Raw genomic sequence first — 25,977 nt, 5'->3', positions numbered from 1 at the left:
CGGGGCGTGACCGTCCCCGGGCGCGACCCGCCCTCTCCGGTGAGACAGGACGCACTCCTCCGGCGGGGCGTGCCCTTCGGGCAGGCACGGCCCGATACCCCGGCGAGGTGCGGTCCCACACCCTCCGGTGAGGTGCGCCTCAGCCCCAGGCGAGGCGCGACCCAACTCCTCCGGCGAGGCGACCCAACCCTGAACGCGCCGTCGCCCTCTACCTATGGGGGCGAACCCACTATGCCCCCCGGCGAGATGCCGGCCCGACTCGCCGTCGACTCAGGCAAGGCCCCGCGAACGACTTACCGCCCGCCCCGCGTAAACCCCACCCGCCCCAGCCCCGCGTAAACCCCACCCCGGCCACACGTAAGCCCCACCCCCACGAAAGACTCACGCAAGCCCACCGAAACGGAGCATCCTCCCTCATGGCCACGCTGTCCCTCGCCGCGATCCTCGCCGAGCCCGCCCGCCGCCACCCGGACCGCACCGCCCTCGTCGAGGGCGAACAGCGGTTCTCCTTCCGGGAGTTGTGGCGCGAGGCCCGCGCCCAGGGCGCGGCTCTCGCGGAGCTCGGTGTGCGGCCGGGAGACCGCGTGGCCCTGATGGCGCCCAACACCGCCGAGTTCCCGATGGCGTACTACGCCGTCCTCGCCGCCGGCGGAGTCGTCGTACCCGTCCATCTGCTGCTCTCCGCCGAGGAGGTCGAGCACGTCCTGCGGGACAGCGGCGCGACCCTGCTCCTCTGTCATCCCGCGCAGGCCGCGACGGGTGGGGCGGCCGCCGAGGCCACCGGCGTGCGGATGCTGCGGCTCGGACCCGAGGGCGAGCTGGAGACCCTGGCCCGCGCCACCGAACCCCTCACCACCTACGTCACACGCGACGCCGACGACCCGGCCGTCATCTTCTACACCAGCGGCACCACAGGCGTCCCCAAGGGCGCCGTGCTCAGCCACTTCAACCTGGTGATGAACGCGACGGTCAACGCCTTCGACGCCAACGACATCCGGCCCGACGACACCGCCCTCGGCGCGCTCCCGCTCTTCCACGCCTTCGGCCAGACCGTCTCCATGAACTCGACGTGGCGGGCGGGCGCCACCCTCGTCCTGCTGCCCCGCTTCGACGCGGCGCGGGCCATCGAGCTGATGGTCGCGGAGGGCGTCAACACCTTCCACGGCGTCCCGACCATGTACGTGGGCCTGGTCGCCGCCGCCGAGGCCGCCGAGCGGCTGCCGCGGCTGCGGATCTGCATCTCGGGCGGCGCCTCGCTGCCCGTCGCCGTGCTCGAACGCTTCGAGAAGGCCTTCGGCACCCCCGTCTACGAGGGATACGGGCTCTCCGAGACCTCCCCGACCGCGTCCGTCAACCAGCCCGACTTCGGTACGAAGCCCGGCAGCATCGGCCACCCGCTGTGGGGCGTCGACGTGGAGATCGCCCGCGCCGACCTCGACGACCGCGTCGAGCTGCTGCCCACCGGCGAACTCGGCGAGGTCGTCATCCGCGGCCACAACGTCTTCTCCGGCTACCTGGGGCGCCCCGAGGCGACCGCCGAGGCCCTGGTCGACGGCTGGTTCCGCAGCGGCGACCTCGGCACCAAGGACGCCGACGGCTTCCTGACCATCGTCGACCGCAAGAAGGACGTCATCATCCGCGGCGGCTTCAACGTCTACCCGCGCGAGGTCGAAGAGGTCCTGATGCGCCACCCGGCCGTCGCCCAGACCGCCGTGATCGGCCTGCCCGACCCCGTGCACGGCGAGGAGATCTGCGCCGTCGTCGTCGCGGCCGCCGACGCCACCCCCGAACAGGCGGCGGCGATCATCGAGTGGTCCAAGGACCACCTGGGCCGTCACAAGTACCCGCGCCTCGTGGAGTTCATCGACGAGCTCCCGCTCGGCCCCAGCATGAAGGTCCTCAAGCGGGAGCTCCGCGCCCACTACAGCGCGTAGGAAAGCCTTGGCCGCGGCGGCGCTGTCGGTCGGCTTCTCGAAGACGGCCGTCAGCGGCGCCAATACCATTCAGCGCGCGCCGACCGTGGCGCCCGTCGTCTCGGGTGAGAGCCCGTGCTCCAGATCCTCCGCGAGCAACCGCTTGGCGATCGCGTCGACCGCCGCGGCGAGCTCCTGGTCCGGCGGCCGGCCGATGTCCTTCGTGATCTCCTCGCCCAGCCACGCGGACCATGCCCTGGAGATGACCTCCGCCTCGCGCTCCCCGGCGGGCGTGAGCGAGAAGTACACGTCCGTACGGGTCAGATAGCCCTCCTCGACCATGCGGTCGAAGACGGGCACGAGCACCTCGGGCGGAATCCTGCGCCGGGCCGCGATCAGCCCCAGACTGGCGTGTCCGACCATCCGGGTGAAGAGCGAGACCTGCATGACCGCCCAGGCGCCCGCGATGTCCAGACGGGTGTCGGAGTCCCGGATGATCCCGCGGGCCGTGGTCATGCCCACATTCCGGATGATGTTGGCGACGCCCCGCTCCAGCAGATGCCCGGAGTCGCCGCTCGACGGCTGAGCGAAGCCCTCGCCCATGTCCGGCGCGCCCATGCGCGCACTGTCGCGCAACTGCACCTGCTTGAGGAAGAGCGCCACCAGGAACCCGAGAAGCGCCACCGGGACGGTCCACAGGAAGACCGTCTGCAGGGTATCCGCGTACGCCTTGATGAGGGGCTCGGCGCTGGCCGCCGGCAGTTCGTGCAGCCCGCCCGGGCTCTGCGCCGCCTTGCCGAGCACGGCCGGATCACCGCCGGCCCGCGCCGCCTCGGCGACCCCGTCCTTCAGGTTCGGCGCGAGGGTGTTGGCGTAGATGGTGCCGAACACGGCCGTGCCGAACGAGCTGCCCAGCGTACGGAAGAAGGTGACTCCGGACGTGGCGGTGCCCAGGTCCGTGTACGCGACGGTGTTCTGCACGGCGATCGTCAGGACCTGCATGCACAGCCCGATGCCGGTGCCGAGCACGAACATGTACAGCGACTCCAGCCAGGTGCTGGTGGTCCGCCCCATCAGCGAGAGCAGGTAGAGCCCGAGAGCCATCACCAGCGCGCCGACGATCGGGAAGATGCGGTACGTGCCGGTCTTGCTGACGACGTTGCCGCTGAAGACGGACGCGATGAGCAGCCCGACGACCATGGGCAGCGTGCGGACACCCGAGACGGTGGCCGAGTCGCCGTCGACGTACTGGAGATAGGTCGGCAGGAACGTCATCGCGCCGAGCATCGCGAAGCCCACGATGAAGCTGAGGACCGAGCAGACCGTGAAGACGGGGTTGGCGAAGAGCCGCATCGGCAGCATCGGCTCGGCGGCCCGCGTCTCGACGACGCAGAACAGCGCCAGCGCGACCAGCCCGCCGACGAAGAGGCCGATGATCGTCGGCGACCCCCACGCGTACTGGTTGCCGCCCCAACTCGTCGCCAGGATCAGGGCGCTCGCGCCGACGGCGACGAGCGCGATGCCCAGATAGTCGATGACGGGCCGCACCGCCGACTTCACCACGGGGATCGTGCGGGCGGCCGCGAGGACCACGACGATCGCGATGGGCACGTTGACGTAGAACGCCCAGCGCCACGTCAGATGGTCCGTGAAGAGCCCGCCCAGCAGCGGCCCGATCACCGTGGCCACCCCGAAGACGGCCCCGATCGCCCCCTGGTACTTGCCGCGCTCCCGCAACGGGATCACATCGGCGATCAACGCCATCGACGTGACCATCAGACCGCCCGCGCCGATGCCCTGCATCGCCCGCCAGGCGATCAGCAACGTCATGTTCGTCGACAGGCCGCACAGGAACGACCCGGTGATGAAGACGACCGCGGACACCTGGAAGACGACCTTGCGCCCGAACAGGTCACCGAACTTGCCGACGAGGACCGTGGCGACGGTCTCCGCGAGCAGGTACGACGTGACGACCCACGACATGTGTTCCGCGCCGCCCAGATCCGACACGATCGTCGGCAGCGCGGTGCCGACGATCGTCTGGTCGAGGGCGGCGAGCAGCATCCCCAGCATGATCGTCACGAAGACGACATTGCGGCGCCGCCGGTCGAGCACGGGCGGCGCCTGCGCCTCGACGAAGGCGGAAGCAGCCGACTGATCGGTGGTCGTCGTCGTCACACGCCCACCCTCACACCGCCACCGGCCATGTGCATGCGGGGCGAGTCCGGTGCGGTGACGGGCCCCGCTCCGCACCCCCCGAACCCCCTGCTTCCTCTCCCCCCGTCCCCCCCCGGTCCCTACCCCGCTCCGCCGCGCAGCCGCGGCGCGTGGGACGCCGCGTCCACCGCGGTCTCCTCCCGCTCCAGCCGCCCGGCCAACGTCTCCGCCCAGGTGCCCAGTTCGGCGACGCCGATTCCGTACGGCCGGTCCTGTCCGGTCTGCTCGCTCCATTCGGAGACGGCGCCGGCGCCGCGCAGCAGCAGGCGCGCTCCGCCCGTGGTGTTGCCGCGGGCCGAGTGCGTGAGGCCGACAGCGAGCTGGGCCAGCCCCTTCCACAGCCCGCGCTCCGTCTCGGGCCCGGACTTCCACGCGTCCTCGAAGACCTCGTGCGCGTGGAAGGGACGCCCCGCGTCCAACAGCGCCTGCGCCTCGGCCACGGACTCCTCGGGCGCGCGCACGACCCCCTCCGGCTGCCGTGGCACCCCGTCGGTGCCGTAGGGCAACGGCCGCCCGAGCCCGTCGCGAGGCCGCTGGTTACGGGCCCGTCCCTCCTCGTCGCGGTCCCGCTCGCGGCCACTTCCGTCCGGTCCAGGTGCAGAGCTCATACGACGATTGTCGCGCGTGCCTGACGGCGGTCACCGGAGGACGAAGCACCCGTCCACGTGGGGTAGAGTTCTACCTGTGATCACGCGGGACACCGCGCCGAACACCACGGGACGTGGCGCAGCTTGGTAGCGCACTTGACTGGGGGTCAAGGGGTCGCAGGTTCAAATCCTGTCGTCCCGACTCGTAAGAGTCGCAGGTCAGGGCCGGTTTTGGAGGAATCCGAAACCGGCCCTTGATCATTTTTGGGGACCAGCTGGGGACCGGCGTGCTTGACCGGGTTCAGCGGGTCATGACGATCGGACTGGGCAGCGAGCGTGGAGCGCGCAGCGCGCTGAGGTGTGCGGAGAGCGCGGTCCCGGCAGCCGTGATCTTGTGTACGTCTGGATGCAGGTAGCGCTGCGTGGTGGTCAGTGAACCGTGGCCGGCGAGTTCGTAGCCGAGCTTGGTGACCACGGCGTCCCAGTGTGTGGCCAGCGGCAGACTCCACGGCCGACCCTGCAGAGTGCCGTCACCGCCCCGCTCCCGCACCACCTTCAGCAGCCGCCTGAACTGATCCACCCGCAGCCCCGTGAATGTTTCCACCCACACGCGCTCGGCCCTCAACACCCCAGCCATACAACGGAGATCCCCAGCTCACGGCCTTGTGCAACGCGCTTTAGGCTCACCTCCATGTCCGAGCCAGCCCCTGACCCTCGCATGCAGTCCTTGACCAACCACCTCAGGCCGGGGGCCGTGAGAACGGTGAAGATCACCGGGTTCGACGGAGCGGACGTCCTGGTGCAGCTCGCAGCTGCCGAAGGAGGGGCGACCGCGATCGGCCGGATCACTCAGCAGGAAACGTCGATGCGTCGGATGGAGCATCCATCCGAGCTGTTCGAGATCGGTCAGGAGATCAATGCCGAAGAGATCGGGCGGTGGCACGACGGTCAGCTTCACCTCTCCGCCAGGGCGTGCGAGATTCCGGCCTTGCGGTCCTTCCTCCTCGCGTTTGAACGAGGGCAGGTCGTCGCTGGGACGGTCTCCGAGGTTCACAACTTCGGGGTCTTCGTTCACGTCGATGGCGAACCGGCCGGCCTGTGCACCGGCTTCATCCAGGTGCCGGACCTGACGTGGGCTGGATCAACCGCCCCTCCGAGGCAGTCGAAGCCGGCCAGCGGAAGACCGCTGAGGTGATCATCGCCGAGATACGCTCCGGACAGGTCATGCTCTCCTTGAAGACTCTGCAGGAAGATCCACTCATTCAGTTCGCGGATCAGGTCGGCAGAGTCCTCACCGGGCCGATCACCAAGATCGTTCCTTTTGGTGTGTTCGTGCAGCTTGCTCCCGACGTTGTGGGGTTCCTTCACCTCTCAGAGCTGACTGAAGAGCCGATCGGGACCCCGGATCAGCTCGTCGATGAAGGCGAGCTGATCACGGTGAAGGTCTCCGAGGTCGACCTCCAGCGTCACCGGGTGCGACTGGGCGCCGTCGGTGGAGCGGACAGAATCTAGCGAATGGGCATGCTGGTGCCCGATCGATCTTCTCGATGAGGGCGTCGCTGTGCTGGCAGAGGAGTCCGCGTAGGGCTGTGTAGTGGTTCAGAGAGTCGGGGCGGGAGAGCTGGATCCAGGTGTTCGTCCGGCACTGCCGCCAGGCTTGGCGAGCCTCCGGGGGCTGTTCGGCTTCGATGTGCCGTGGCGCGTAGAGCGGCTCGCCGCCGGTGACGTAGGCCCAGACGAAGGCGGACGCTTCCTGGCGTAGTCGGTCGTCCAGGTTGGGGCGGACAGGGCCTGGGACGGGCGGAAGCCTGCCGGAAGATCCGCTGCGCGCATGAGGGCGGTGCAGTCCGCAGACCGGGCGCGTACCGTAGTTGGCACGGCTTGGAGTAAGGGGGGCGGGTTGCCGATCCTCGTGTATGTCGCTGTTGCGGCTGCGGTTCTCTCTCTTGTGTCGCTCCTGCTTAATCGTCGATACCGGCGATGGCGGGCGGCAACAGAGGCCGAAGTGCAAAAGAACGCAAGGATCTTAGAGCAGCACCTGTTGCATCTAGGGGACTTGCCACCCACGAGCGATCAGATCCTGTCGGGCGAAGAGGCTGCACTCAGCGCCTACCGCGCCAGCCGTCCACGGAGCGTCAGCGCCTCCCCTTGGCAGCCAAGCCTTACCGCACGCTTCGAGACGTCGATTCGCGGAAACAAATACGGGTTGGCGGTCTACGCGGCCATGGTCGCCCTTCTGATGGGCGGCGTGGCGACGGCTGCTGGAACCGGCGTGGTGGTACAAGAGGTGACGCCAGCATCCAAACGACCACCGGGGCCCGGACCGAAGCCTGAGCCTGGGACAGAGACAGGCCTAGGAGCGGTTGAAGGTGTGTCTCTGGTGCTGGGGACGGCGGCCGGGCTGGCCGGAGGAGTGGGCGGGTTGTTGGGCGGGATCGCAGCGTATGGCAGCTGGCGGGATACCCGGCGTTCTCAACGTACCGCTAGCGCTGGCGGGAGCAATGCACCTGAACCACCTGAGCCGGATCCCACCCATGATGACGGGCGGCATGACGGCTACTTGTGAGCCATTGTGGACGATAAGCCGCTGCTGGTCCTGCTCAACTCCTGCCATTCCGCAACCCAGGCCGGGAAGCTGGTTGACACCGTGCCGTTCGCCATCGGGACGTCCGACACCATCGGCGATGTCGATGCCATCACCTATGCTGCCCGGTTCTACGCTGCCGTCGCCGACGATCAGTCCGTGCAGGCTGCCCATCTCCTCAGCCGGGCAGCCATGGAGATGAACGGCCTGCTTGACCACGACCTGCCGACCCTGGCCTGCACAGCGGTGGTCGACCCCAGCGCTACGAAGCTGGTGACGCCGCCTCCTGAGTAGGACGCGTGGTGAGCACAGCATCGCCTGCGTGAGCATCTGTTCCCCCGGGGGGTACGCGAGCGGCTGTTCGGGGCGGCTACAGGTCGAACTCGAGGTGCTCGATGTCCGTGAACCGGGAATCGCAGCGGGTGACGTCGTCGAGGAGGCCTCCGCACAGTGGCTCTGACGACGTCAGAGCCAGACCAGCCGTCGAGTCGCCCCCCCAACTGACCGGACTTCGAGCATCAGCTCGCCGATGGCGTACGGCGTCGTGACGAGCTTCTCCACCATCCGCCGACGTTCGACAAACACATGCATCAACCGCCGCTGCCGTCGCCGTTCAGTCGGCCTCCCTGCAGCCGGTATGGCGGGTGCTTGGGCAGGTCGTCGGCTGTGGCGGGCAGCGCCCGCGCTCTGTCAAGCCGCGGCGGTTGTACTTGCGGGTCGCCGCTCGGGGGAGGAGGACTCGACCGCAGGCCGACGCGTGGCGGTGCCCTCGCGCGCGAGTGTGGATCACATGTTGAGAGTGAATACGCTGCCGAACGTGCCACGCTGGGCGCAATGTGCGGCCATGGGTGCCGCGCTGACCAATGTGCCCTCGGGGCTGTGGCGCCTGGCCATCGCGGTAGGCCTTCCGGTCGGGCTGGCCCAGTCCGAGTACGACCAGATGCACGCCCCTGGCTGGGGATCGTTCTACCTGGTCGTCCTCAGCCTGGTCGCCGAGTTCTTCGCGTTGCTTGCCCTCGGGCTCGTGCAGGGTTGGGGTGAGACCTGGCCGCGCTGGATTCCGTATCTGCGCGGGCATCGAGTCCCGGTGCTGCTGGCCACCGTCGTGGCGGGGCTCGGCGCCGTGGCCACGACGGTCTTCGGAGCGATGTTCGTCTACACGTCGATCAACGCGGACATGGATGCCTCCCCCTGGGGTATCTGGCTGCTCAACATCGTCTACGCGCCGCTGCTCCTGTGGGGTCCTCTGCTGGGCGCGGTCACGGTGCACTACTACCGTCGCCGTACGGCGGTCTCGCCGGTATCTGCGTAAGCGTTCTTGCCATGGCATCCATTGAGTGCTTCAGGTGGTGCGCCCCGCCACCCGAAGCACTCACACCGCGAGGACGCCTGCCTCAACGCCAGCATGGTTCCCCACCCCGGCAAAGTCCTGACCGGCGGCGGGGGTTCTCGCACAGCTTGTCAGCGAGTTCCTCGACCACGTCGTCGGCCCGGCCACGTACGCCCCGCACGCAATCACCGCGGACCAGTCCGACACAGCTCCTGCCCGCACGACGGTTGCCGACTATCCCGCGCAGGTCACCCTGCCCGCTCCGCCCGGGCGTGACCCGACGAGCTGGTGGTGTGGGTCGGCGTATGCCGTGGTGCCTGGCTCCACCGTCCCAGCCGAACTGGCCAAACTGGCCGATGGGCGCGTAGTCGCCCCGCTAGGTGCGCACCGTCGTCCCGGAGCCCCAGCCGTCGGTCTGCTCCTGACCGTGGGAGGGATGGACGACGCTGCGTTACCTCGGTGAGGGCTCCCGCTGTGGTGTCCCGTCGGCCAGCGTCTTGTCCTCGTGGGGCAGGCCGACGCCGTCCGGGATACGGCCATTGGAGAATCTGGTGCATGACCTGAGGGTGCCGGCTCTCGGCCGGGGCCCACAGGGCGCGTGTGGTGTCGTCGTCCAGTTGGATGAAGCAGGCCAGCAGCAGTGTGTGCTGCTGCCGTTGGAAGAGCAGCTCGGCGCGCAGTCCGAGGGTGGGGTCGGCGGCGAGGAGACCGATCGCGCCCATTGTTCGGCGGTACGGTCGCGCGCTGAAGCGAGTTCGGCGAGCAAGGCATTCTCGTAGTCGACCCTGTGGAGCGTGCTGAGCACATGCGCGGAGGGTGGCACCGGGATGTGGCGCACCCTGCCCTGGGCGTGGGCGTGGGCGTGGGCGTGGGCTGGGGCCTGGAGAGTGGGGCGTGGCGTCAACCATTGTCGCTCCTCGTGTGTGACGTAGAACTGTCGTCCAGGGCTCGCCAGCGCCGCCCGATCGCCGGGATGAGCGCCGGATACACGATCAGGTACCGAAACGGTTTGATCGCGGGCCATGTAGGCCTTTCCGGCCAGGCCGTCTCAGTCCACCGCGGGAGCGACCGAGGGCATGGTCTGCCGGCTCGCTGACCGGAGCCCCGGCACCACATCTCAGTGCTGTTCTTGTTCCCGCCATGCCCCCGCCGCCAGTCAACCTGCTCACCAGCTTATCGGCCGCTACGTGCAATCTTAAACTTCGCATAATCGAAAATGAACTGTATAGCGAACCAGGCTGCGAAGGTAGAAATTGCGGAGTAAGCGATATAGGAAGCCGACTTGCCGAGAATCAGGCACAGAACTACTACGAGTACGCACACGCCAATGCCAACCAGTGCCGCATGCCGAGCGATCTTCACCGTTGAACTGTCATGTGTCATACTTTTCGCCGTCCCAAAGTGAGGGTGTGGAGCCCCCCTCGGGGGCGGCGCCATTAGGGCAGCACTAGAGGTTACTTCCCCGGATCCAGCGTGTATTTGTACGGGTTGAAACAGGAGTGCAGCTGACTCAACTCGTGTTTCAGCTCCCCATCGTCCTTGCCTCGCAGGGTTCGGAGAGCCAGGTCTTGTGCATGTCACCCGCCGCCTCGCTGATCGGGCCCGGTGGGCGGCCGAGGCGACTGGGAGGATCCCCTCCGGGCTGAGCGGGTACCTGAGGCGGCTTCACCGTGACGGCCCCTCAAGTCCGGGCGGCACGGCGGCAGGATCGGCCGCCGGCGTCGCGCTTGGCTGTGCCTGCGCACCGCCGAGCGCGGAAAGGGTCTGCTGGACCAGGAGCCCCAGCGAGGGCAGCAGCGCAGCCACGGCCATCACCTGCTTGCTTGTCATCGCACCTTCCCTACGGCTTCAGGATCTGGAAAGGCTCCTCCGGCGCGGTGCTCAGGCGCGCCGGAGGAGTTGGACGACAGCATGGTGCGCCGGGCGCACACCACTCAACGTGATCATGGAGTTACGGAACAATGACCTCGGGCCCCCACCCGGTTCTCATGCCGTGAACTACAAGTAACAGCGACAAATTGCGGCTGATTGAACGCTTTTGAAGGCCAAAACGTACTTCTCATTGCGGCGCCGCCGCGATGGCGCACCATGAAGCGGCCCTCCCCGCGACAGCCTGCTACCGACCAGTGACGAGATACGAGGAAGCCCGCGCTCACGGCCCGCCTACCCGAGCCCCCTGCAGAAGCAGTCGGACACGCCGGCACCTGGCATGCGCCTTGAGCTTGTTATTTATCTTCGGTGGTCTGTGGCCGGGCAAGACGGGGCCATCGAGGCGTCCAGATCTTCGATGATCTTTCGGAGTTCGCGGGCTCCGCGAGGTGACATTGCTCGGATCACGCCGTCGAGTAGGGCACGGCCTTCGAGAGGGTTGCCGCAGCAGTACCAGTGCACGTTGCCGAACTCGTCGTCGTGCCAGAGTTCGCGTGCAGGGCGGTGGACGTAATCCTTCCACAGGCGCAATGCCGCGCTGGTGTCACCTGGCTGGAGATAGTTCCGAGTGCGTTCAAGGTGAACTATCTCGGCCAGCGCGCGCGAGGAGAGGCGGTCGATGGCCGGCCTTGAGTGCTGTGACTGCTGTCGGTCCGGGATGCCGGCCCGGATGCGTCCTGGCCGTCTACGCGGCATGGACCTTTCGGTTGGTCGTCATGCCGTACATGGTGCCACGACCTCGAACAGCCCCTCGAACAGATGCGCTCACCTGGGGGTTCACGGGACGTGGGGGCGGCCTTCGTCGGCGATCAGTCCTCGGGCTTGATCTTCGAGGACACGAAGAACAGCCCTGCCGTTGCCGCGATGAAACCTCCGGCCAGTTCTTCGTAGCCCTGGAAGTAGGTGATGGGGATGGCGATCGCGCAGGCTGCTCCGACCAGCTCGATGAAGCCCCCGATCAGCCGCCGGGGACGGCTAGGCGGCGGAGGGTGATGGGGGTTCGTCGGGCCTCGCCAGTAGTGGAGGGGGCCTGACCTGGGCTTCCAGTCCTCGTCCCGGAGCCGCAGATACTCCGGGTGGTGGCGGGCGTAGCCCAGACGGCGGGGTGCCAGGCGCCGCCATGGCAGCCAGCCCTGCCGGATGGCGATCCATGCGAGCCCCGGTAGGCAGGCGCCGGCCGCCCAGATCGCCGCGACTGTCCGCTCTCCGGCCGAAGCCGACAGAATGCCGAGCAGCCGGTCCAACTGGCCGCTGGCAGCGTAGGCGATCAACGCGGCAATGGAGAGCACCGCCGCGGTCAGCTCTATCTGGTGTCCGGTGTGGCAGCGGGCACAGCGTGGCACGGACACGCTTTCCTGACGCCAGGTGGTGCGCAGGACGACGATCCATGGGGTCATGGTGGTTTCGGGGTCCTTGTGCAACCCCAGGACGCGGTCGTGCCATGACGCCGGTGTGGCTTCCCGGCAGAACCAGCACTCCCGCACCACGAGTTTCCTTTCCCGGGCCGTTGCGCGATTGTGGACGGCATTTTAAGTGCTGCCCCGCAGGGAGCGTGAGTTTCTGTGGTGGAAGGGCGGTGCGAGTTACGGTCGCCTGACCGCGCTCGCAGCACCTGGAGATGGCCTGCCGCCGACCTTCTCCGGAGTGCAGCCGCCTGCAGACGAGTAGGTGTTTCTGACTCCTGCCGGCCAGTCTGGCCGCCTGGGAGCTCGCTGTCAGTGCGACCTTCTATGTTTAGCGGATGACACAGATAGATCTTCCGGCGTTCGAGCGTGAGTGGTTTCGGTTTAAGTCGTGGCTCTGTTCGAACTCGCCCGCCGATCACGCCATGCTGCGAAGGCCGGCGGAGCGCGAGCGGCTCATCGCGCTGGAGTCGCGGCTTGGCTTCGACCTGCACCCAGAGCTCAAGGCACTGCTGCAGCAGCATGATGGGGCCGATGAACCTGTTGCCGCTCCTGGCTTCCACAGGCCCCTTCCTGCTGGTGCTTTTCTTCCCTCGGGGCACCGTCTTGGCGGCGTGGACGACATCGAGACGATGTACGACGTGCTCGTGGATGTCGGCAAGGACAACCTTGGTGCCGACCTGTGGGAGGACGATGCACTGGCCGTGAATCTGCACCGCTGCGTGCCGTTCGCGCTTCCCAACGATGGCGGGGTTGCCTTTGTCGATCACCGCCCCGGACCCTCATACGGTCACGTATATGAAATGGGCATCGGGTCCGGGGACCTGGACGGGACCCTCTGGGCAACCGGTCTGACGGAGCTTTTTCGAACCTTGGCCGACGCTTTGGAATCTGACGGCCCGTTCCTCTACTACTGGCCCACACCGTACGAGGACGAATCAGGCCACCGTTGCCTGGAGTGGCAGATCCGAACCTGACGTAGTTGGGGCTCGGTTCGCGGCGGGCGGGGGCGGACCTGGCGGCGCTTAAGAGCGAGCGGCAGTTCGCGGCGAGGCGCAGTGGATCGACAAGCTGGTCTGGCCGCGGGGGTTGAAGGTCGCTCCTTTACCTTGCTGGGTTCGCGTAGGGATGCTGGAGGCCAAGACGCCGCCCTACGCATGAGTTTTGACGGTGCTCTGGCTGTGTACTCTCGGGATCGCCGGAAAGTCATCTGTCGCCGTGGCGCTGGCCTGCGCAGCCACGCTGTTGATGCCGGCCACTCCGGCCGCCGCCTCGGACTGGGACCGGAACTGCTACAGCATCTCGGCCCCCTACAAGGGCATCAGCGAGATCATCGGTAAGGCCGGCAAGACCCGCAGCGGCTGCACGGATGCCACCATCTCCCTGCAGCGTCACCGCTGGTACGGCTGGGAGGAAGTGGACTGGGCCCCGCTTGAGAGCGGTACCCAGATGGCGTGGTGGACCTGCACGGGTTCCGGCACCTACACCTACAAGACCGTCGTGAGCGTCGACTACAACCTCGCCACCTACGAAAGCGCCGAACGCCGGCTGACCTGCTAAGACACCAGTTCATTCGGCCATTCCGCGGTGGCGCAGGAGGGTTGCTGCGATGGCGGATGAGTGTGCCTGGTTCACCCTCCGCCACCGCCGCGACCTGCACCGGCTTGAGCAGAAGGCGGTCACGCGGGATGCCCCGCCCCGGCGCCCAGGGACGGAGAGGCGTTGGTTAGCCGGCGGGCTCGTACTCCACCCTCTCCTGCCCGCACCCGGCGGCCGGCTCTTGCAGGGCCTACCGCCCGGCCTTGTCGACGGCCAGGTTCCGGCGGAGCTTGGTCGCCACCCAGTGGGTGGTGTAGGTGCAGCGGGCGTCGGCGAGCGGCGGCTGCCATTCGGCCGGGTCTTGGTCGGACTTCGAGCGGCTGCTCCGGGCTGTCAGCGACGAGTGACCGTTCGTCACCGAGGTCGTTGGCGTAGGCCTTGCGCCGCGCGGCGCTCCAAGTGCAGGCGCCGGAGTCCCAGGCTTCGGTGAGCGGCACCATGTGGTCGATGTCCAGGCCGCGGGGCTGGGTGGTGGTCTGGCCGCCGTAGTAGGAGAACCACTCCCCTGCGGTGACCTTGCAGCCCGGGCCGATGGTGGGGGCGGTGCGGGACTCGGCGATGAGGACTTCCTCGCGGATGTCACATCCGTCACGGTCCTCGTCAGTCCAGTGCTGGAAGCGAGAGCGCTGGTAGCCCTCCCGTTTCTCCGCGGCCGCTGGCAGAGCGGCGACTGCCTGCTTCAGCGTCATCGGGAGCGCGACCAGGTCGGCGTCGGCGGCTGCGGCCGGAGACACAGTGGTGAGGGGCAGGGCGAGGAAGGCTGCGGCCAGGGCCGCGCGACAGGTGGTGATCACGGTCTGGTGATACCGGGGCCCGTCGGGCGCCGAGGACGGTTTCGGTGGAGTGCCACCCGGGCGAGCACAAAGGTCGTACCGGCGGACCGTGCCCGGCAACGCCGGCCACGACCAGCACGAGATCTACTGGCGCCCTGTCAGAACACCCCGAACCCGGCAGGCTCGGCAGAGCCGGATCATGACTACGACCGGTCACCCTCCGAGGCACCGGAATCGAGCGACGTGGCCGCAACCAGACGCTCGACGAACGTCTTGAAGTCCGCGGCCAGCGGGAGCTCCGTGTCGTCGTCCACGTCGACCCACGTCACCGACGGCTCCCCGTGCTTTCCGCACCTGCGGTAGTCGAGAGCGATCCAGCAATGACCATCACCGGACAACAGAACCAGCGGGGACGGTAGACCCCACTCCTCGACCAGATACGCCGTGTCCAGCAAAGACAACTGGCCGTCGTGACGGCCAATGCCCATCATGTCGTCGAGCGGAACGTGGTTCTCGCTCCACGACGTCGCCACATCGGTCGGGAACGCATTCCACAGCTCCGCCACCGCACCGCCGTCCTGGATCCGCAGGATCTCCAGCAGCGAAGCCGGCAGACGGACACCGAGCTGACACTCGGCATCCTGAACGACAGCGTCGGTCAACGGCAGTTGGACCCCGTACCGGCCCTCGCCCCGGAACGTCGCCTTGACCTCATCAAGCTGCGCCACGAGCGCATCCTATGGCCCCCAGAAACCGGGCCGTACTGCTCCGTGTCCATGTCCGCGTTCTCCGTGGGCTTCGCGAAGAAGCTCCGTCTCGACGACCGCGATGCGTACTGGCTCGAGACCGGCATGAGCGGCGACTGCGAGGACAAGAACGGCCTCTTCAAGTGCACCATGAAGACGAGCTGACCCTGTAACAGCACAAGGGAGGGGCGGCACACCAGCCAGGCTTGCCCCCTCCCCTCCTTGTGTCCTGGCCGCGTCTACACGGGCTCCGGCAGTACCACCGCGGGCAGCTGTCCCTGTTCGACGTCGTCCCGGTCGATCCGGATGCCGAACAGGCAGCCGACGGCCCGATACACGGCCGGCGCCCAGTCCGACAGTCCCATCTCCGACCACGGACGGGCCGGAGGAGCGAGCCGGGCATGGACGGCACCGTAAGCAGCGAGCCTGTCGTCAAGAACGGACAGGCGGGCCGCAGTGTCTTCGGGAAGCGCGGAGTATCCGTCCAGGAAGGCCGTGCCGAAATCAGCCGACCATGCCATCCGGTCATCGGCCGGAGAGGAGTAGAGGATCATGGCAGGCGCATCGTGGCGGTTGAGCGTCACGCACACCATCTCCTCTCCTTCACGGGACAGAACGTCATCGTTGTCGAACTGGGACAGGAACACTGTGGCCGCGTCCCCGTCCTCCAGGACAAAGGACCAGTCGCCACTGGTTCCGACCATGGCGAGCGACCCTTCGACGTCGTCCGGGATGGTGTAGTCCCGGTACGCGACCGGCCTCCCGGTCGTGACAGCGCCCAGGCGGTCGAGCCACGCGGACGTGTCAATGCCGCGTATCGCGGTCAACGAGATCCCCTCACGCATACCTGGTGTGTCGCGAGACGGCGTGTCGGCGTAGGCATGCTCGCCGATCCAGGAGAGGCCGTAGTGGTCCTTGTGCATCCTCCTCACGGTATCCGTCGGCCCGGGTCAGAGGATCGGCTCACCGACAGGAAGGCCGCAGGCAACGTCTGGAAGGGCAGCGGCCACGGCCTGGTCTTCGGGAGTTGGTCAGGCGTCGCCGTCACGGAGAGCGGCTCGGCGATGGTCTCGGCGAGCCGCTGCGAGCACCGCTCCAGCGCTGCCGCGGCTTCCCTCAGCTGGGCGAGGATGTCCTGCTCGGGCTGCTCGGTGTCGGCCTGCTCAGTTATGTGTTTCTCCTGGTGGGCTTGGGTGGGGCAGCGGGCGGTGTTCTCCAGGTAGCGGGCGGCGGAGTCGACGAAGGTGTCGTGCGCCGTCAGGGCCCGCTTACGGGCTGCGTTGTCTGCGGAGCTCTGGCTCGCGCTGGTGGGGGACTTGCTGCCGTCCGTCAGAGGGTGGCGATGAGCAGGGCGGCGAGGAAGAGGAATAGAGTGTGGAAGCTCTGGTCTGTTAACTGCACCAACTCGGGGATTCGTTGGGTCCGGGGGCCTTGAGTTCTGATCATGTGATCGTGCATGAGACTCCTTCGCTTCATCGAGCCCAGACACCAACCGCTGGTCGGTGATCGCAGCCTTCACTGTGGGGTGCGAGCAAGTCGGTTCCGCCCGGCAGTCAGGCGGGAACGCCAGCTCGGTCCAGGACGGCGGCCATCTCGTCCTCGGGGAGCGCCGGGTTGGCACCCGCGCTGGATGCCAGTTCGGGGACGAGGAGGGCCTCGCGGAGCCGGTGGAACGGGAGGCGCGGATCGCGGGCCGCCGCCTGACGCGTCCAGACGACGGGGTCGTGGCTGAGCCGTTCGATCAGCTCCGGCGTGGCGGCCGGATCCCGTACGGCCAGTCGGCGGTAGTTCCCGTCGGGGTGGTTCGCGTAGCGGGTGGCTAGGCCCTCGCGGGGAAACCGAGGGTGCGTCTCCGCCATCCAGGCGGAGAACGTCCCACCCAGCCGCGCAAACACCCGCATCAGGACCTCCTCCGGAGCGTCGGGGTGGTGAATGCCCAGGAGGTTCTCCACCACCGGGTCCTCGACGCGTGCAAGCAGGCGCAGCAGGTCAGGCGGCAGATGGGGGCTCCGGGCGGCGGCGCGCTGGAGCAACGGGTGAGCGGAGGTCGCGGCCCGGCGCATTACCTCGGGTTCGGCGAGCCCGTCCCGTACCCACCACACGCCGTCACCCCTGTCGAGGTCCCCGGCCGTGAAGTCGATGGCCATGCGCCGCGTCTCGTCCAGCTCGGGCCGAAGGGAGACGGCGAGCCGTACGGCCTCGTCGGGGTCCACGGCGAGCCGCTCTACGAGGTCGGCGGGCAGCGACGGGTTCTCGGCGAGGGCCGCCAGGTGCGTCCGCTCGGCGAGGCACCGCTCGGCGGCGGCACGGTCAAGGAGCCCGCGGCGCAGTGCCTCGGCGGCGGACTTCGGGTCGCGGAGGAGTTCGGCGGTCACGCGGGCGTCCCGCCGGCACTTCTGCAGCTTGGCGGCCCGCCGCACCTCGGGGTCGGGGTCGGCCAGCAGTGCCGACCGCTCGCCCGCCGACAGGGACGGCCATGCACGCACCGCTTCCCGGCGCGCTGCCGCACGGTGATGAGTGGCCATCGATGCCACGAACGATGGCGCCAGATGGGGCGACTCCAGCAGGGCCGTGCGTACGGAAGGTTCCGGGTCGTCGAGTAGGCGGGCGCACACGGCATCCGGGAGCGGCGCGATCCTTGCGCGCGGATCGTACACCTCGGGTCCGTATGCGAGAGCTGCCCGCACCTTGGGAGAAGGATCGTCCGCGAGTCGAGCCCGCTGTGCAGGCTCCGCCCTGGCACTCATGGCGAAATCGATCCGGGCCCCCGGGTTCGGGTGGGCCAGGATCAGCGCGACGGCCGACTCGGGGAGTCCGGCCCGGTGAAGAACGTCACGGGGCGGACGGTCACCGTCTGCCCCGAGGGTGAGCAGGCGCAGCAGCAGCGGCGTCGGCAGCGCCGGATTTCGGGCCACTCCGTCCAGCGCGGATGCGTGGAACGCAACCATGATTCCCCTACCCCCTGTGTCTTCTCCGGCCGGTCCACGCCCATGATCTCGTATGCCATGCACGACATCTGTCGACCGCCGTGGCACCAGTCCTCGAGGCTTTGACCAGCACAGATGCCTGCCCAGGGGGAGGGCTCCCAAGCCACCAGCCCAACAGAAGTGACGTGAGCCAGGCACGCACCCCAGCTCTTCCGCGGGTTCACGCTGTCGGCGACATCCGTCGCTGACGGCGCACCCTTACCCGCGGCCTGTCGGTCGGTCTGACCGATCACCTGATCTGCCAGGTTGTGCCCGACCGCAAGGACCGCCTACACCGCCCACACCGCCCCGAACGTTGCCAGCGTCGCAACATGCTCAATACTCGTCACCGGGCACCTCCCACGCGGCACAGCCGCGAGCAAGTACGGTCCGCACCATGCGGCACTTCGTCCTGGACTCCAACGCGGTGGACCCGATCGCATTGCACTCGGGTGCCTACGAGGCGGTTCGCGCAGCTGTCGACAGCGGAAACGTCGAGATCCTCTTCCCACATGTCACCGTCGATGAGCTGGCCGAGACCGGTGATCTGGAGAAGCGGCGTCTGCTGCTTCTCGTGCTGGTCAGCCTTGGCCGTCTCGTCCCGAGCGGTGGATTCGTCCTTAACGTTTCGCGCCTTGACCAGGCCCGCTTGAGCAGTGAGACATCGACGCTTGAGGAACTGAGGTCGGGCTCTGGAGGGCATACCCGTGACGCCCTGATCGGCGTCACCGCCCAATACGAGCAAAGCGTCCTCGTGACAGGGGATGATCGTCTGACGAAGAGGGCTCGGGAACAGGACATCGAGGTCATGCACCCTCGTGACTTCCTCGCGGACCTGGGCTTCCGAATTAGCTGAACGTGCCGGGTGCCTGCCCTCACCAACCAAACGCCCGCGTGGCCCTGGGTTGGTGCAGAGAAGATCCAGCGCATACGCGCCGGTCCCCAGATGTGCGGCGTGCCTGCCCTCAGCGGTGGTCGGGTGTGCGGGATGGGCGGCGCTGCCGAGGTGGTAGAACTCGGAGCGGTGCAGGGTTTTGGCGAGCCAGGCGAGGGTGGAGCGTCGGTCGGCCCACCAGTGGGAGGCCGCGTCCAGGGTGAGGCCGGCGGCCAGTCCGGTGGCGGTGAGGCGCAGGTCCAGGACGAGCGCTGTGAGGGTCAGGAGCACGGCCTTGGTGAGGGTCAGGCCGATGACGTGGCGGGCGTCGGCGAGTCGTCCGGCCCAGCCGGGCTTGCCCTTGGCGGCGCTCTGGGCGCTGGACTGCACCCAATCCAGCATGTACGTAGCTACGTACATGCCCAAGGGGGGTGCACTTAAGTTCGTCTTTCGGATCACTCCCTTCCTTGCAGCGGCGACCCGGAGCGGGCGAGGCCGAGGACCCAACTCTCAGGGCGTGAAGTCGAAGTGATCCCCAGGCCCACGCTGGGATGGACACGTGTGAGACAGCGGGAAGACTCGGCGTTCGAGAGCTTCCTCCCAGGGAAAGGCATTTCGCCCTGGTGGATGTCTCACCCGATGTCCCCACTCAGGTCCGTCTTACCGGGCTGCATGAGCCGCCGCTGACCACCGCTAGAAGCCTGTCAGGTTTGGCGGCTGGGAGAAGTTCTGGCGTGTGCGGTGGGTGCAAGGGGGGTGTGAGGGAGTCTTGGGTGGAGGCTCTCGTTTTGCGCAAGGGGGCGCCTTATGAACCAGGTTGTGCGATCCCGGACCCTGCCCGCCTGTTCACGCTGTAGTCAAGATCAGCTCGTCACCGTGGCCAAGATGCCGAAGACCGACTCGTATGGCCGGCCCATCCGGCTGGAGTTGTGCAAGGTCTGCGACGCGGATAAGCCTGCGGCCTCCGCTGTCATCCGCTTCTTCAGCACGGGCGGTGGCCACGACACCAGGCAGGCCGAGGAGGGAGCGCGGCTGATGATGGAGTGGACCAAGGAAGGTATGGGCGCCTACGGCTGGTTCTGGGAGGAAGCCCCTGCCGATCCGGGTGGCCGGTGGTCGGGCTGCGGTCTGGCCCCAGGCCGTCCCGGGGCCATCTCATCGACTGACGGCGACGCCGGGCCTGGCAGTCGGTGTCCCCGCCGCTATCGGTCGGCCTCGTCTTCGGCCACTGTTCCGCTGTTGGCATGGCGCAGGAACGGCAGCTGGAACGACGGTGCTGCCGGGAGTGTGGGGGTCCCGCTGCTGGCGACGAGGTCGGCGGCAGCGGTGTTCTGTTCGGGTAGGTTCAGGTCACGGCGGTGGCGAGCCCTGGGCCAGGCCCTCAGCTTCCGGCCAGGGCCGTTGCCCACGCCGCGGCGACGACAGAGGCCGCGGCAACGGCCAGTATCACGGACCGGACCAGCGGCGTTTGCCGGACATGCGGTCGATGCTGAATAAGCGCCCCTGCTGATTGCCTTCGGTGTCGTCTTTTGCCTGCTCCGTCCGGCACAGCGCGCAAAGCGACCGAGCAGGAGAGTCGATCATCAGCCAGTACGCATCCAGCAGCGCGGCCGCAACAGCAGGATCCAAGACACCGTCACCGTTGTCGCCTTGCCTCATACCTACACGGCCCTTCGACCGTTTTCGGGCACCTGGTGGCACTGCGGGTCGGGGACCCGGGCCACCTCCACCGCCGTGCCCGAGCACGGAGGCCACCCCCACACACGCCCACCACTGACGCCGCGTAAGGCGCCCTCGCGAGGGCACGTGGGACTGTGAGCCGTGTGGTGCGGTGCAACCCATGTGAAGTATGGGTTGAGGGTCATGGAAAGGACAGGCACAGCACAGTGACGCTTGCCGACGGCGTGTTCGTGTGGCTGGGAGCGGGAGCGCTGCTCGCGGCGGTGCTTCCCCGGGTGGTGGCCGGGCGGCCGCTGTCGCTGCCCGTGGTCTTCCTGGTGGGCGGTATCGCCGTATATCTGCTGCCGCTGCCCTTGCCGGCGGTCGACCCCATGCAGCACCGGCTGCTGACCGAGCACGTCACCGAAGTCTGCGTCATCATCGCCCTGATGGGTGCGGGGCTGGCCCTGAACAGGCCCGTCGGCCCACGGCTGTGGTCCTCGACCTGGCGGCTGCTCGGCATCACGATGCTCCTGACCGTCGTCGTCACCGCACTGGCGGCATGGTGGCTGCTGGACTGGCCGCCCGCCGCCGCCCTGCTGCTCGCGGCCGTCCTCGCGCCGACGGACCCCGTGCTCGCCTCGGAGGTGCGGGTGGGTGAGCCCACCAGGGACGAGCACGACGAGGACGAGGTGCGCTTCGCCCTCACCAGTGAGGCTGGGCTCAACGACGGTCTCGCCTTCCCTTTCACCTACGCGGCCATCGCGCTCGCCGCCGCCGCGGGAGCCGGCTGGTCGGCCGACTGGGTCGGCGCGTGGGCGCTGGAGGACGTCGCCTTCAAGTGCGTCGTCGGCGTACTGAGCGGACTGCTGGTCGGGCGGCTGCTGGGCTGGCTGTTCTTCCGGACCCGGGCGACCGCGCTGCGCCTGTCCGAGTACAAGGAAGGGTTCGTGGCGCTCGCCGCCACCTTCCTGTCGTACGGAGTGACCGAACTCGCCGGCGGCTACGGCTTCCTGGCGGTCTTCACCACCGCGTGCACCGTCCGGGCGGCCGAGCGCGCGCACGGTTTCCACAACGTGCTGCATGACTTCGTCGAGCAGGTCGAGCGCCTGCTCACCGCGGCCCTGCTGTTCCTCCTCGGCGCTTTCATCGCGCTGGGCGGCCTGGCGCCGCTGACCTGGCAGGGCGCTGTCACCGGGCTGTTGCTCCTGCTGGTGATCAGGCCGCTCGCCGGCTGGGCGGGGCTGCTGGGCGGCCGGGTGCGAGGCCGGGAGCGCTGGGTGGTCGCCGCCTACGGCATCCGCGGCATCGGGTCGCTGTACTACCTCGCCTACGCACTGGGCCGGCAGAGTTTCCCGGTGCCGGAGCGGGAGCTGTGGGCGGTGGTGACCTTCACCGTGCTGGTCTCGGTCGTGGTGCACGGCCTCACGGCCGGGCCGGTCGTCTCCCGGCTGGACCGGCGCAGGACGACCACCACGACCTCGCGGGAGGGGGAGCCGGCGACGGACCACGCGGCGGACGGCACCGGGCGCGGTTCGTAGCGGGGTGTCGCGGCGACCCGCTGCGCGGCGCCGGCTCCCTCCTCGTCAGGGCTGCGCGGGACGGAGGCGTACGGGCAGGGTCTGGTGGCCGTTGCTGAGCAGGGAGCCGAGCGGCTTCAACTCGTCGGCCGGTACGGCGAGTTCGAGTTGTGGGAAGCGGTCGAACAGGAGGCGCAGGGCCGTGATGACCTCGAGGCGGGCGAGCGGGGCCCCGAGGCAGAAGTGGACGCCGTGGCCGAAGGCGAGGTGCTCCTTGACCGTGCGGGTGATGTCGAAGTCGTCCGCGCTCTCGCCGTGCCAGTCGGGGTGGCGGTTGGCGGCCGCGTAGGAGGCGAGGATCGCCTCGCCCTGGGCGATGGTCTGGCCGTCGGGCAGCGCGATGTCCGTCACGGCGTACCGCAGGGGCAGGTGCCTGACGGCCGGTTCGAGGCGCAGCGTCTCCTCGACGGCCTCGCTCCAGTCGACCTGACCCGACCGGAGCAGCGCGAGCTGGTCGGGGTGGGTGAGCAGCTGGGTGATCGCCTGGTCGATGACGTTGACGGTGGTCTCGTACCCGGCGCTGATCATCAGCAGCAGCGTGTCGCGCAGTTCGTCCTCCGACATGCCGCCCTCCTCGTCCTCGTCGCGCGAGGTGATCAGCAGGGAGGTCATGTCGTCGCCGGGTTCGCTGCGTTTGGCGGCGATGAGCAGGTGAAGGGCTTCGTAGAGCGCCTTGGTGTTGGCCTCGGACTGCTCGGCGGTCAGGGTGGTGTCGAAGACGCCGTCGACGACCCGGCGGAAGGAGTCCTGCTGTCCGGCCGGTACGCCCATGAGCTGGCTGATGACCGCGATGGGCAGCGGATACGCGAGCTGTTCGCGCAGGTCGACCGTCTCGCCGGGCGGGAGCGCGGCCAGCCGGTCGAGGATGCCGGTGACGAGCGTGTCTATGTTCTCCTGCAGCGCGGTGATGCGGCGATGGCTGAAGGCGGGGGCGACCATGCGCCGCAGCCGCCGGTGGTCGGCCCCGTACGCGGTGAACATGTTCTCCACCGCGACCCACAGCGCGAGCGGCCATCGCTGGACCGTGTCGTTGAATTCCGGCCAGTGGGCGCGGGCGTCCTTGGAGACGTTCGGGCTGGTCAGCAGCTCCTTGAGGAGCGCCGGGTCGGTGACGGACCAGGCGGTGACGCCCAGGATGTCGACGCGGACGGCCTGGCCGTGCGCCCGCAACCGGTGGTGCTCGTCGTGTGCGCGGGCTCCGGTGGGGTCGAGGACGATCGGCTGCGTGGGCACGGCCATGGTGGTGGTCCCTTCAGACGGATGCGGCGGTGGGGAACAGGACGGGCAGGGCGGACAGCGCCCGGTGGAAGGGCCCGGGGCGCCAGACCAGGTCGTCGGGGGCGGCGGCGAGGTCCATCTCGGGCAGCGCGTCGAGCAGGTGGGTGATGGCGGTCTCGGCAATGAGGTAGGCGTGCGGGCGCGCGGGACAGGCGTGCGGGCCCGTGCTCCAGGACAGGTGGGCGCGGTTGCTCGCGATGCGCTGCTCCCCGAGGGCGGGGTCGTTGTTGCAGGCGGCCATCGAGATGACGACCGGCTGGTGCGCGGGCAGCAGGAAGCCGTCCACGTCGACGGGGTGCGGCGGGTAGCTGATGCAGTAGTTCGCCAGGGGCGGGTCGGTGTAGAGCACCGTGTCGAGCGCCTCGCGCACGGAGGAGCCGCCCGCGTGGAGGTCGCCGGAGAACTGGTCGTCGACGAGGATCCGCAGGACGGTGTTGGCGATGAGGTTGGTCAGGGGTTCGATGCCGGCGCCGTAGAGCGTGACGAGCTGGTGCGCCATCTCCACGTCGTCGAGCTCCGCGGCGTGCGCGAGGAGCCGCGAGGTGATGTCGTTCCCGGGCTGCCGCCGACGCAGCGACACCAGGTCGGCGACCGCCCGGGCGAGGATCTCGTTGCCGCTGGCGGCGTCCACCCCCTCGAAGATTTTGGCCATGCCGTCGGCGATGCGGCGGCCCACCTCGTCGGGGCAGCCGAGCAGGGCGCTCAGCACCCGGAAGGCGATGGGCCAGGCGTACTGGGAGAGCAGATCGGCGCCGTCGGAGTCGCGGAACTCGGCGATGGTCGCGTCGGCGACCCGCTCGACCACCGTGCGCAGTTCGTGCTGGTCGACGGCGTCGATCGCGGCCGTGTTCGCCGACCGGTAGCGGGTGTGCTCGGGGCCGGTCGAGCGCAGCGCGTTGGGACGGTGCTCCATCATCGGGCGCACCGGGCACGTCTCCGGGACGGACTGTTCCCACACCCTCGGGTCGGCCGGGAACCGCAGGGGGTCGTTGAGGATGCGCCGGGCCTGGGCATAGCCGACGACGAGGGTCGCGGGGACCCCGGGAACGAGGTCCACCGGGACGAACGGCCCGAACTCGGCCCGCATCCGCGCGTACGCCGCGTGCGGATCGGCCGCGAACTCGGCGTCGTACAGGGCGATCCGGCGCTCGGTCGCCGCGTCGGTCGTGGTCGGGCTGGTCACGGGCGGGGCTCCAAAACAGGTGCGTGCAGGTCGGACAGGTACTCGCAGAGGGTGATCAGGGCCAGCACGCTGGAGGTGCTGTCCCGCGCGTCGCACGTCGTCAGGGGCGTGGCCGGGTCGAGGTCGAGAGCCTGCCGGATCTCGTCCAGGTCGTAACGCGGCGCTCCGTCGAACAGGTTGACCGCCACGGCGTACGGAGTGCCCTGCTCCTCGTGCAGGGCGAGGATCTCGAAGGATGCCTCCAGATTGCGGGTGTCGACCAGGACCAGCGCCCCCAGGGCCCCCTCGGTCAGCCCGGCCCACATGGGACGGAACCGCCCCTGACCGGGAGTGCCGAACAGATACAGCACCAGGGAGTCGCTCAGGTGCAGGCGGCCGAAGTCCATGCCGACGGTCGTGGTCGTCTTCCGCGGCGTCCGCGCCAGATCGTCCACCCCGGCACTGGCCTGGGTGATCCGCTCCTCCATGCGCAACGGCGGGATCTGGGAGACGCTGCCCACGAACGTCGTCTTGCCGACGGCGAAACTCCCCGAGATCACGATCTTCGCGGACCGGGTCACGCCGGGTGGCACATAGACGAGGCCGTCAGACGAGGGCGCGGAGACCACGCAGTACCTCCTGGAGCAGATCGGTTTGGGGTTGGTCGTCACCGGCGGCGACAGGGCGGGTCAGCAGGCCTTCGTCGATGAGCGAGGAGACGAGGATGCGTACCGTCGAAGGAGGGAACTCCAGGGCGGCCGCGATGTCCGCGACCGCCAGGCCGCCGCCCCCGGCGTGGGTGAACAGGCCCATCACCCGCCGGGCGTCCGCCCCCAGGCCCTCGCTCGACCCGCTCGCGGCGATCACCACGGTCTCCAGGCGCACCGCCGGATCGGCGCGGACCCGCCCGTCGGTACGGACATACGGCCTGACCAGGTCCGGGTCCCGCCGCGGTCCGCTCACGTCGTCGGCAGGCCGAACTCGGAGGGCTGCCGCGGCGCGACCTTCATCTCGTGACCCACCCGCTGGGCCAGCTCCAGCATGTGATGGGTGATCAGGCCGATGTCCGCGTCGGGGCCGCTGGTCTGCACCGACAGCATGGTGTTGCCGCCGGCCTGGGTGATGAGGCCGACGTGGTTGGTCAGCTCGATCAGCGCCTGCCGGGTGCCCCCGCCGCCGGTCTCCTCGTCGTAGGCGAGCGCGGCGGCGCGGACGGCCGCGGTGATCGCGGCGAACTTCTCCGCCTCGTCCTGTCCGATCCCGGACGTCCGGGAGTGCAGCAGACCGTCGGAGCTCATCAGCACCGCGTGCCGGACGCCGTCGAGGGACCCCAGTGAGCGGTCCAGCAGCCAGCCAAGTTCGTTGCCGGTGGTCACG

General features: G+C 68.6%; 26 protein-coding genes, 1 tRNA gene and 3 pseudogenes. 13 read left to right on the top strand and 17 right to left on the bottom strand.

Features of this window, described 5'->3' with window-relative positions; all coding sequences use genetic code 11:
* Positions 1–416: 416 nt before the first annotated feature.
* Together ACH4D5_RS05890 and ACH4D5_RS05885 are read left to right on the top strand one after the other, a co-directional pair.
* Complete coding sequence (locus ACH4D5_RS05890) at positions 417–1,934, top strand: long-chain fatty acid--CoA ligase (protein WP_398299016.1); 1,518 nt, start codon at positions 417–419, stop codon at positions 1,932–1,934.
* Between the two features lie 7 nt (positions 1,935–1,941).
* A pseudogene (locus tag ACH4D5_RS05885) lies at positions 1,942–2,046 on the top strand (sulfite exporter TauE/SafE family protein); the annotation flags it as partial.
* On the opposite strand, the gene ACH4D5_RS05880 reads toward ACH4D5_RS05885, so the two are convergent.
* Positions 2,004–4,091 carry a DHA2 family efflux MFS transporter permease subunit gene (locus ACH4D5_RS05880; protein ID WP_398299014.1) on the bottom strand — a complete coding sequence of 696 codons (2,088 nt, stop codon included), beginning with the start codon at positions 4,089–4,091 and terminating at the stop codon, positions 2,004–2,006. The pseudogene ACH4D5_RS05885 and the gene ACH4D5_RS05880 overlap by 43 nt on opposite strands.
* Before the next feature lie 119 nt (positions 4,092–4,210).
* Positions 4,211–4,738 (bottom strand): DUF309 domain-containing protein, encoded by a 528-nt coding sequence (locus ACH4D5_RS05875; protein ID WP_398299012.1) that lies wholly within the window; start codon positions 4,736–4,738, stop codon positions 4,211–4,213.
* A gap of 107 nt (positions 4,739–4,845) precedes the next feature.
* On the opposite strand from ACH4D5_RS05875, the gene ACH4D5_RS05870 reads away from it, so the two are divergent.
* Positions 4,846–4,919 (top strand) — tRNA-Pro (locus tag ACH4D5_RS05870).
* A 99-nt stretch (positions 4,920–5,018) separates the two neighbouring features.
* Here the strand turns inward: ACH4D5_RS05870 and ACH4D5_RS05865 are convergent.
* Together ACH4D5_RS05865 and ACH4D5_RS05860 are read right to left on the bottom strand one after the other, a co-directional pair.
* Positions 5,019–5,210, bottom strand: a pseudogene (locus ACH4D5_RS05865) (site-specific integrase); the annotation flags it as partial.
* Positions 5,208–5,354, bottom strand: a pseudogene (locus tag ACH4D5_RS05860) (IS5/IS1182 family transposase); the annotation flags it as partial. The pseudogenes ACH4D5_RS05865 and ACH4D5_RS05860, both read right to left, overlap by 3 nt.
* Before the next feature lie 90 nt (positions 5,355–5,444).
* Between ACH4D5_RS05860 and ACH4D5_RS05855 the strand changes: the two are divergent.
* The 5 genes from ACH4D5_RS05855 (at position 5,445) to ACH4D5_RS05835 (ending at position 8,613) form a co-directional block, all read left to right on the top strand.
* Positions 5,445–5,912 carry a S1 RNA-binding domain-containing protein gene (locus ACH4D5_RS05855; RefSeq protein ID WP_398299010.1) on the top strand — a complete coding sequence of 156 codons (468 nt, stop codon included), beginning with the start codon at positions 5,445–5,447 and terminating at the stop codon, positions 5,910–5,912.
* Positions 5,909–6,229, top strand: coding sequence for a S1 RNA-binding domain-containing protein (locus ACH4D5_RS05850; RefSeq protein WP_398299008.1), 321 nt, complete (start codon positions 5,909–5,911; stop codon positions 6,227–6,229). Before ACH4D5_RS05855 ends, ACH4D5_RS05850 begins: the two co-directional genes overlap by 4 nt.
* A gap of 1,060 nt (positions 6,230–7,289) precedes the next feature.
* The gene (locus ACH4D5_RS05845) at positions 7,290–7,595 is read left to right on the top strand and encodes a hypothetical protein (RefSeq protein ID WP_398299005.1); all 306 of its coding nucleotides are present in this window, start codon (positions 7,290–7,292) and stop codon (positions 7,593–7,595) included.
* 28 nt (positions 7,596–7,623) lie between these two features.
* The gene (locus ACH4D5_RS05840) at positions 7,624–7,761 is read left to right on the top strand and encodes a hypothetical protein (protein WP_398299003.1); all 138 of its coding nucleotides are present in this window, start codon (positions 7,624–7,626) and stop codon (positions 7,759–7,761) included.
* 384 nt (positions 7,762–8,145) lie between these two features.
* Complete coding sequence (locus ACH4D5_RS05835) at positions 8,146–8,613, top strand: hypothetical protein (RefSeq protein WP_398299001.1); 468 nt, start codon at positions 8,146–8,148, stop codon at positions 8,611–8,613.
* 1,683 nt (positions 8,614–10,296) lie between these two features.
* Here the strand turns inward: ACH4D5_RS05835 and ACH4D5_RS05830 are convergent.
* Together ACH4D5_RS05830 and ACH4D5_RS05825 are read right to left on the bottom strand one after the other, a co-directional pair.
* Positions 10,297–10,461, bottom strand: a complete 165-nt coding sequence (locus ACH4D5_RS05830; RefSeq protein WP_398298999.1) for a hypothetical protein — start codon at positions 10,459–10,461, stop codon at positions 10,297–10,299.
* A 908-nt stretch (positions 10,462–11,369) separates the two neighbouring features.
* Positions 11,370–11,957: a hypothetical protein gene (locus ACH4D5_RS05825; RefSeq protein WP_398298997.1), complete on the bottom strand. Its 588-nt coding sequence runs from the start codon at positions 11,955–11,957 to the stop codon at positions 11,370–11,372.
* 344 nt (positions 11,958–12,301) lie between these two features.
* Here ACH4D5_RS05825 and ACH4D5_RS05820 point away from each other — a divergent pair, with 344 nt between their 5' ends.
* On the top strand, positions 12,302–12,940 hold the full coding sequence (locus ACH4D5_RS05820) for an SMI1/KNR4 family protein (RefSeq protein ID WP_398298995.1): 639 nt from the start codon (positions 12,302–12,304) through the stop codon (positions 12,938–12,940).
* Positions 12,941–13,211: 271 nt separating this feature from the next.
* Positions 13,212–13,523 carry a hypothetical protein gene (locus tag ACH4D5_RS05815; protein WP_398298993.1) on the top strand — a complete coding sequence of 104 codons (312 nt, stop codon included), beginning with the start codon at positions 13,212–13,214 and terminating at the stop codon, positions 13,521–13,523.
* A gap of 119 nt (positions 13,524–13,642) precedes the next feature.
* On the opposite strand, the gene ACH4D5_RS05810 is transcribed toward ACH4D5_RS05815, so the two are convergent.
* Together ACH4D5_RS05810 and ACH4D5_RS05805 are read right to left on the bottom strand one after the other, a co-directional pair.
* Positions 13,643–14,356, bottom strand: coding sequence for a hypothetical protein (locus ACH4D5_RS05810; protein ID WP_398298991.1), 714 nt, complete (start codon positions 14,354–14,356; stop codon positions 13,643–13,645).
* A gap of 182 nt (positions 14,357–14,538) precedes the next feature.
* On the bottom strand, positions 14,539–15,063 hold the full coding sequence (locus ACH4D5_RS05805) for an SMI1/KNR4 family protein (RefSeq protein ID WP_398298989.1): 525 nt from the start codon (positions 15,061–15,063) through the stop codon (positions 14,539–14,541).
* A 48-nt stretch (positions 15,064–15,111) separates the two neighbouring features.
* On the opposite strand from ACH4D5_RS05805, the gene ACH4D5_RS05800 reads away from it, so the two are divergent.
* The gene (locus ACH4D5_RS05800; RefSeq protein WP_398298987.1) at positions 15,112–15,246 is read left to right on the top strand and encodes a hypothetical protein; all 135 of its coding nucleotides are present in this window, start codon (positions 15,112–15,114) and stop codon (positions 15,244–15,246) included.
* Positions 15,247–15,320: 74 nt separating this feature from the next.
* Here ACH4D5_RS05800 and ACH4D5_RS05795 read toward each other — a convergent pair whose 3' ends face one another.
* The 3 genes from ACH4D5_RS05795 to ACH4D5_RS05785 all read right to left on the bottom strand — a co-directional run bounded on the left by ACH4D5_RS05795 (position 15,321) and on the right by ACH4D5_RS05785 (position 19,311).
* The gene (locus ACH4D5_RS05795) at positions 15,321–16,004 is read right to left on the bottom strand and encodes a hypothetical protein (protein WP_398298985.1); all 684 of its coding nucleotides are present in this window, start codon (positions 16,002–16,004) and stop codon (positions 15,321–15,323) included.
* A gap of 630 nt (positions 16,005–16,634) precedes the next feature.
* A complete protein-coding gene (locus ACH4D5_RS05790; RefSeq protein ID WP_398298983.1) occupies positions 16,635–18,029 on the bottom strand; it encodes a Mucin-2 in 1,395 nt (464 codons plus the stop codon).
* Between the two features lie 364 nt (positions 18,030–18,393).
* Complete coding sequence (locus tag ACH4D5_RS05785; RefSeq protein ID WP_398298982.1) at positions 18,394–19,311, bottom strand: hypothetical protein; 918 nt, start codon at positions 19,309–19,311, stop codon at positions 18,394–18,396.
* Positions 19,312–19,728: 417 nt separating this feature from the next.
* On the opposite strand from ACH4D5_RS05785, the gene ACH4D5_RS05780 reads away from it, so the two are divergent.
* On the top strand, positions 19,729–20,418 hold the full coding sequence (locus ACH4D5_RS05780; RefSeq protein ID WP_398298980.1) for a DUF6300 family protein: 690 nt from the start codon (positions 19,729–19,731) through the stop codon (positions 20,416–20,418).
* Here the strand turns inward: ACH4D5_RS05780 and ACH4D5_RS05775 are convergent.
* On the bottom strand, positions 20,368–20,580 hold the full coding sequence (locus ACH4D5_RS05775; protein WP_398300019.1) for a hypothetical protein: 213 nt from the start codon (positions 20,578–20,580) through the stop codon (positions 20,368–20,370). The two genes, ACH4D5_RS05780 and ACH4D5_RS05775, sit on opposite strands and share 51 nt — an antisense overlap.
* 227 nt (positions 20,581–20,807) lie before the next feature.
* Here ACH4D5_RS05775 and ACH4D5_RS05770 point away from each other — a divergent pair, with 227 nt between their 5' ends.
* Complete coding sequence (locus ACH4D5_RS05770; RefSeq protein WP_398298978.1) at positions 20,808–22,121, top strand: cation:proton antiporter; 1,314 nt, start codon at positions 20,808–20,810, stop codon at positions 22,119–22,121.
* 45 nt (positions 22,122–22,166) lie between these two features.
* On the opposite strand, the gene ACH4D5_RS05765 is transcribed toward ACH4D5_RS05770, so the two are convergent.
* The 5 genes from ACH4D5_RS05765 to ACH4D5_RS05745 are packed head-to-tail and all read right to left on the bottom strand — an operon-like array spanning position 22,167 to position 25,976.
* Entirely contained in the window at positions 22,167–23,399 is a 1,233-nt protein-coding gene (locus tag ACH4D5_RS05765; protein ID WP_398298976.1) for a cytochrome P450, read from the bottom strand.
* A 13-nt stretch (positions 23,400–23,412) separates the two neighbouring features.
* Complete coding sequence (locus ACH4D5_RS05760; RefSeq protein ID WP_398298974.1) at positions 23,413–24,621, bottom strand: cytochrome P450; 1,209 nt, start codon at positions 24,619–24,621, stop codon at positions 23,413–23,415.
* Positions 24,618–25,229: a GTP-binding protein gene (locus ACH4D5_RS05755; protein ID WP_398298972.1), complete on the bottom strand. Its 612-nt coding sequence runs from the start codon at positions 25,227–25,229 to the stop codon at positions 24,618–24,620. Before ACH4D5_RS05755 ends, ACH4D5_RS05760 begins: the two co-directional genes overlap by 4 nt.
* Complete coding sequence (locus ACH4D5_RS05750; protein WP_398298970.1) at positions 25,207–25,563, bottom strand: DUF742 domain-containing protein; 357 nt, start codon at positions 25,561–25,563, stop codon at positions 25,207–25,209. Before ACH4D5_RS05750 ends, ACH4D5_RS05755 begins: the two co-directional genes overlap by 23 nt.
* On the bottom strand, positions 25,560–25,976 hold the full coding sequence (locus ACH4D5_RS05745; RefSeq protein ID WP_362989547.1) for a roadblock/LC7 domain-containing protein: 417 nt from the start codon (positions 25,974–25,976) through the stop codon (positions 25,560–25,562). Before ACH4D5_RS05745 ends, ACH4D5_RS05750 begins: the two co-directional genes overlap by 4 nt.
* Position 25,977 lies beyond the last annotated feature (1 nt).

This window comes from Streptomyces sp. NPDC018029 (assembly GCF_044327655.1).
In the GTDB taxonomy this organism is placed as follows: domain Bacteria; phylum Actinomycetota; class Actinomycetes; order Streptomycetales; family Streptomycetaceae; genus Streptomyces.
Note: the sequence above shows the minus strand (reverse complement) of the source record. Positions and strands in the feature narration are given on the sequence as shown.

Excerpts from the sequence above, each read along its gene's own strand:
- ACH4D5_RS05890 (WP_398299016.1), top strand. The coding sequence starts at position 417 with ATGGCCACGCTGTCCCTCGCCGCGATCCTCGCCGAGCCCGCCCGCCGC.
- ACH4D5_RS05875 (WP_398299012.1), bottom strand. The coding sequence starts at position 4,738 with ATGAGCTCTGCACCTGGACCGGACGGAAGTGGCCGCGAGCGGGACCGC.
- ACH4D5_RS05835 (WP_398299001.1), top strand. The coding sequence starts at position 8,146 with ATGGGTGCCGCGCTGACCAATGTGCCCTCGGGGCTGTGGCGCCTGGCC.
- ACH4D5_RS05830 (WP_398298999.1), bottom strand. The coding sequence starts at position 10,461 with ATGACAAGCAAGCAGGTGATGGCCGTGGCTGCGCTGCTGCCCTCGCTG.
- ACH4D5_RS05825 (WP_398298997.1), bottom strand. The coding sequence starts at position 11,957 with ATGACCCCATGGATCGTCGTCCTGCGCACCACCTGGCGTCAGGAAAGC.
- ACH4D5_RS05820 (WP_398298995.1), top strand. The coding sequence starts at position 12,302 with ATGACACAGATAGATCTTCCGGCGTTCGAGCGTGAGTGGTTTCGGTTT.
- ACH4D5_RS05815 (WP_398298993.1), top strand. The coding sequence starts at position 13,212 with ATGCCGGCCACTCCGGCCGCCGCCTCGGACTGGGACCGGAACTGCTAC.
- ACH4D5_RS05800 (WP_398298987.1), top strand. The coding sequence starts at position 15,112 with ATGTCCGCGTTCTCCGTGGGCTTCGCGAAGAAGCTCCGTCTCGACGAC.
- ACH4D5_RS05795 (WP_398298985.1), bottom strand. The coding sequence starts at position 16,004 with ATGCACAAGGACCACTACGGCCTCTCCTGGATCGGCGAGCATGCCTAC.
- ACH4D5_RS05790 (WP_398298983.1), bottom strand. The coding sequence starts at position 18,029 with ATGGTTGCGTTCCACGCATCCGCGCTGGACGGAGTGGCCCGAAATCCG.
- ACH4D5_RS05780 (WP_398298980.1), top strand. The coding sequence starts at position 19,729 with ATGAACCAGGTTGTGCGATCCCGGACCCTGCCCGCCTGTTCACGCTGT.
- ACH4D5_RS05775 (WP_398300019.1), bottom strand. The coding sequence starts at position 20,580 with ATGAGGCAAGGCGACAACGGTGACGGTGTCTTGGATCCTGCTGTTGCG.
- ACH4D5_RS05765 (WP_398298976.1), bottom strand. The coding sequence starts at position 23,399 with ATGGCCGTGCCCACGCAGCCGATCGTCCTCGACCCCACCGGAGCCCGC.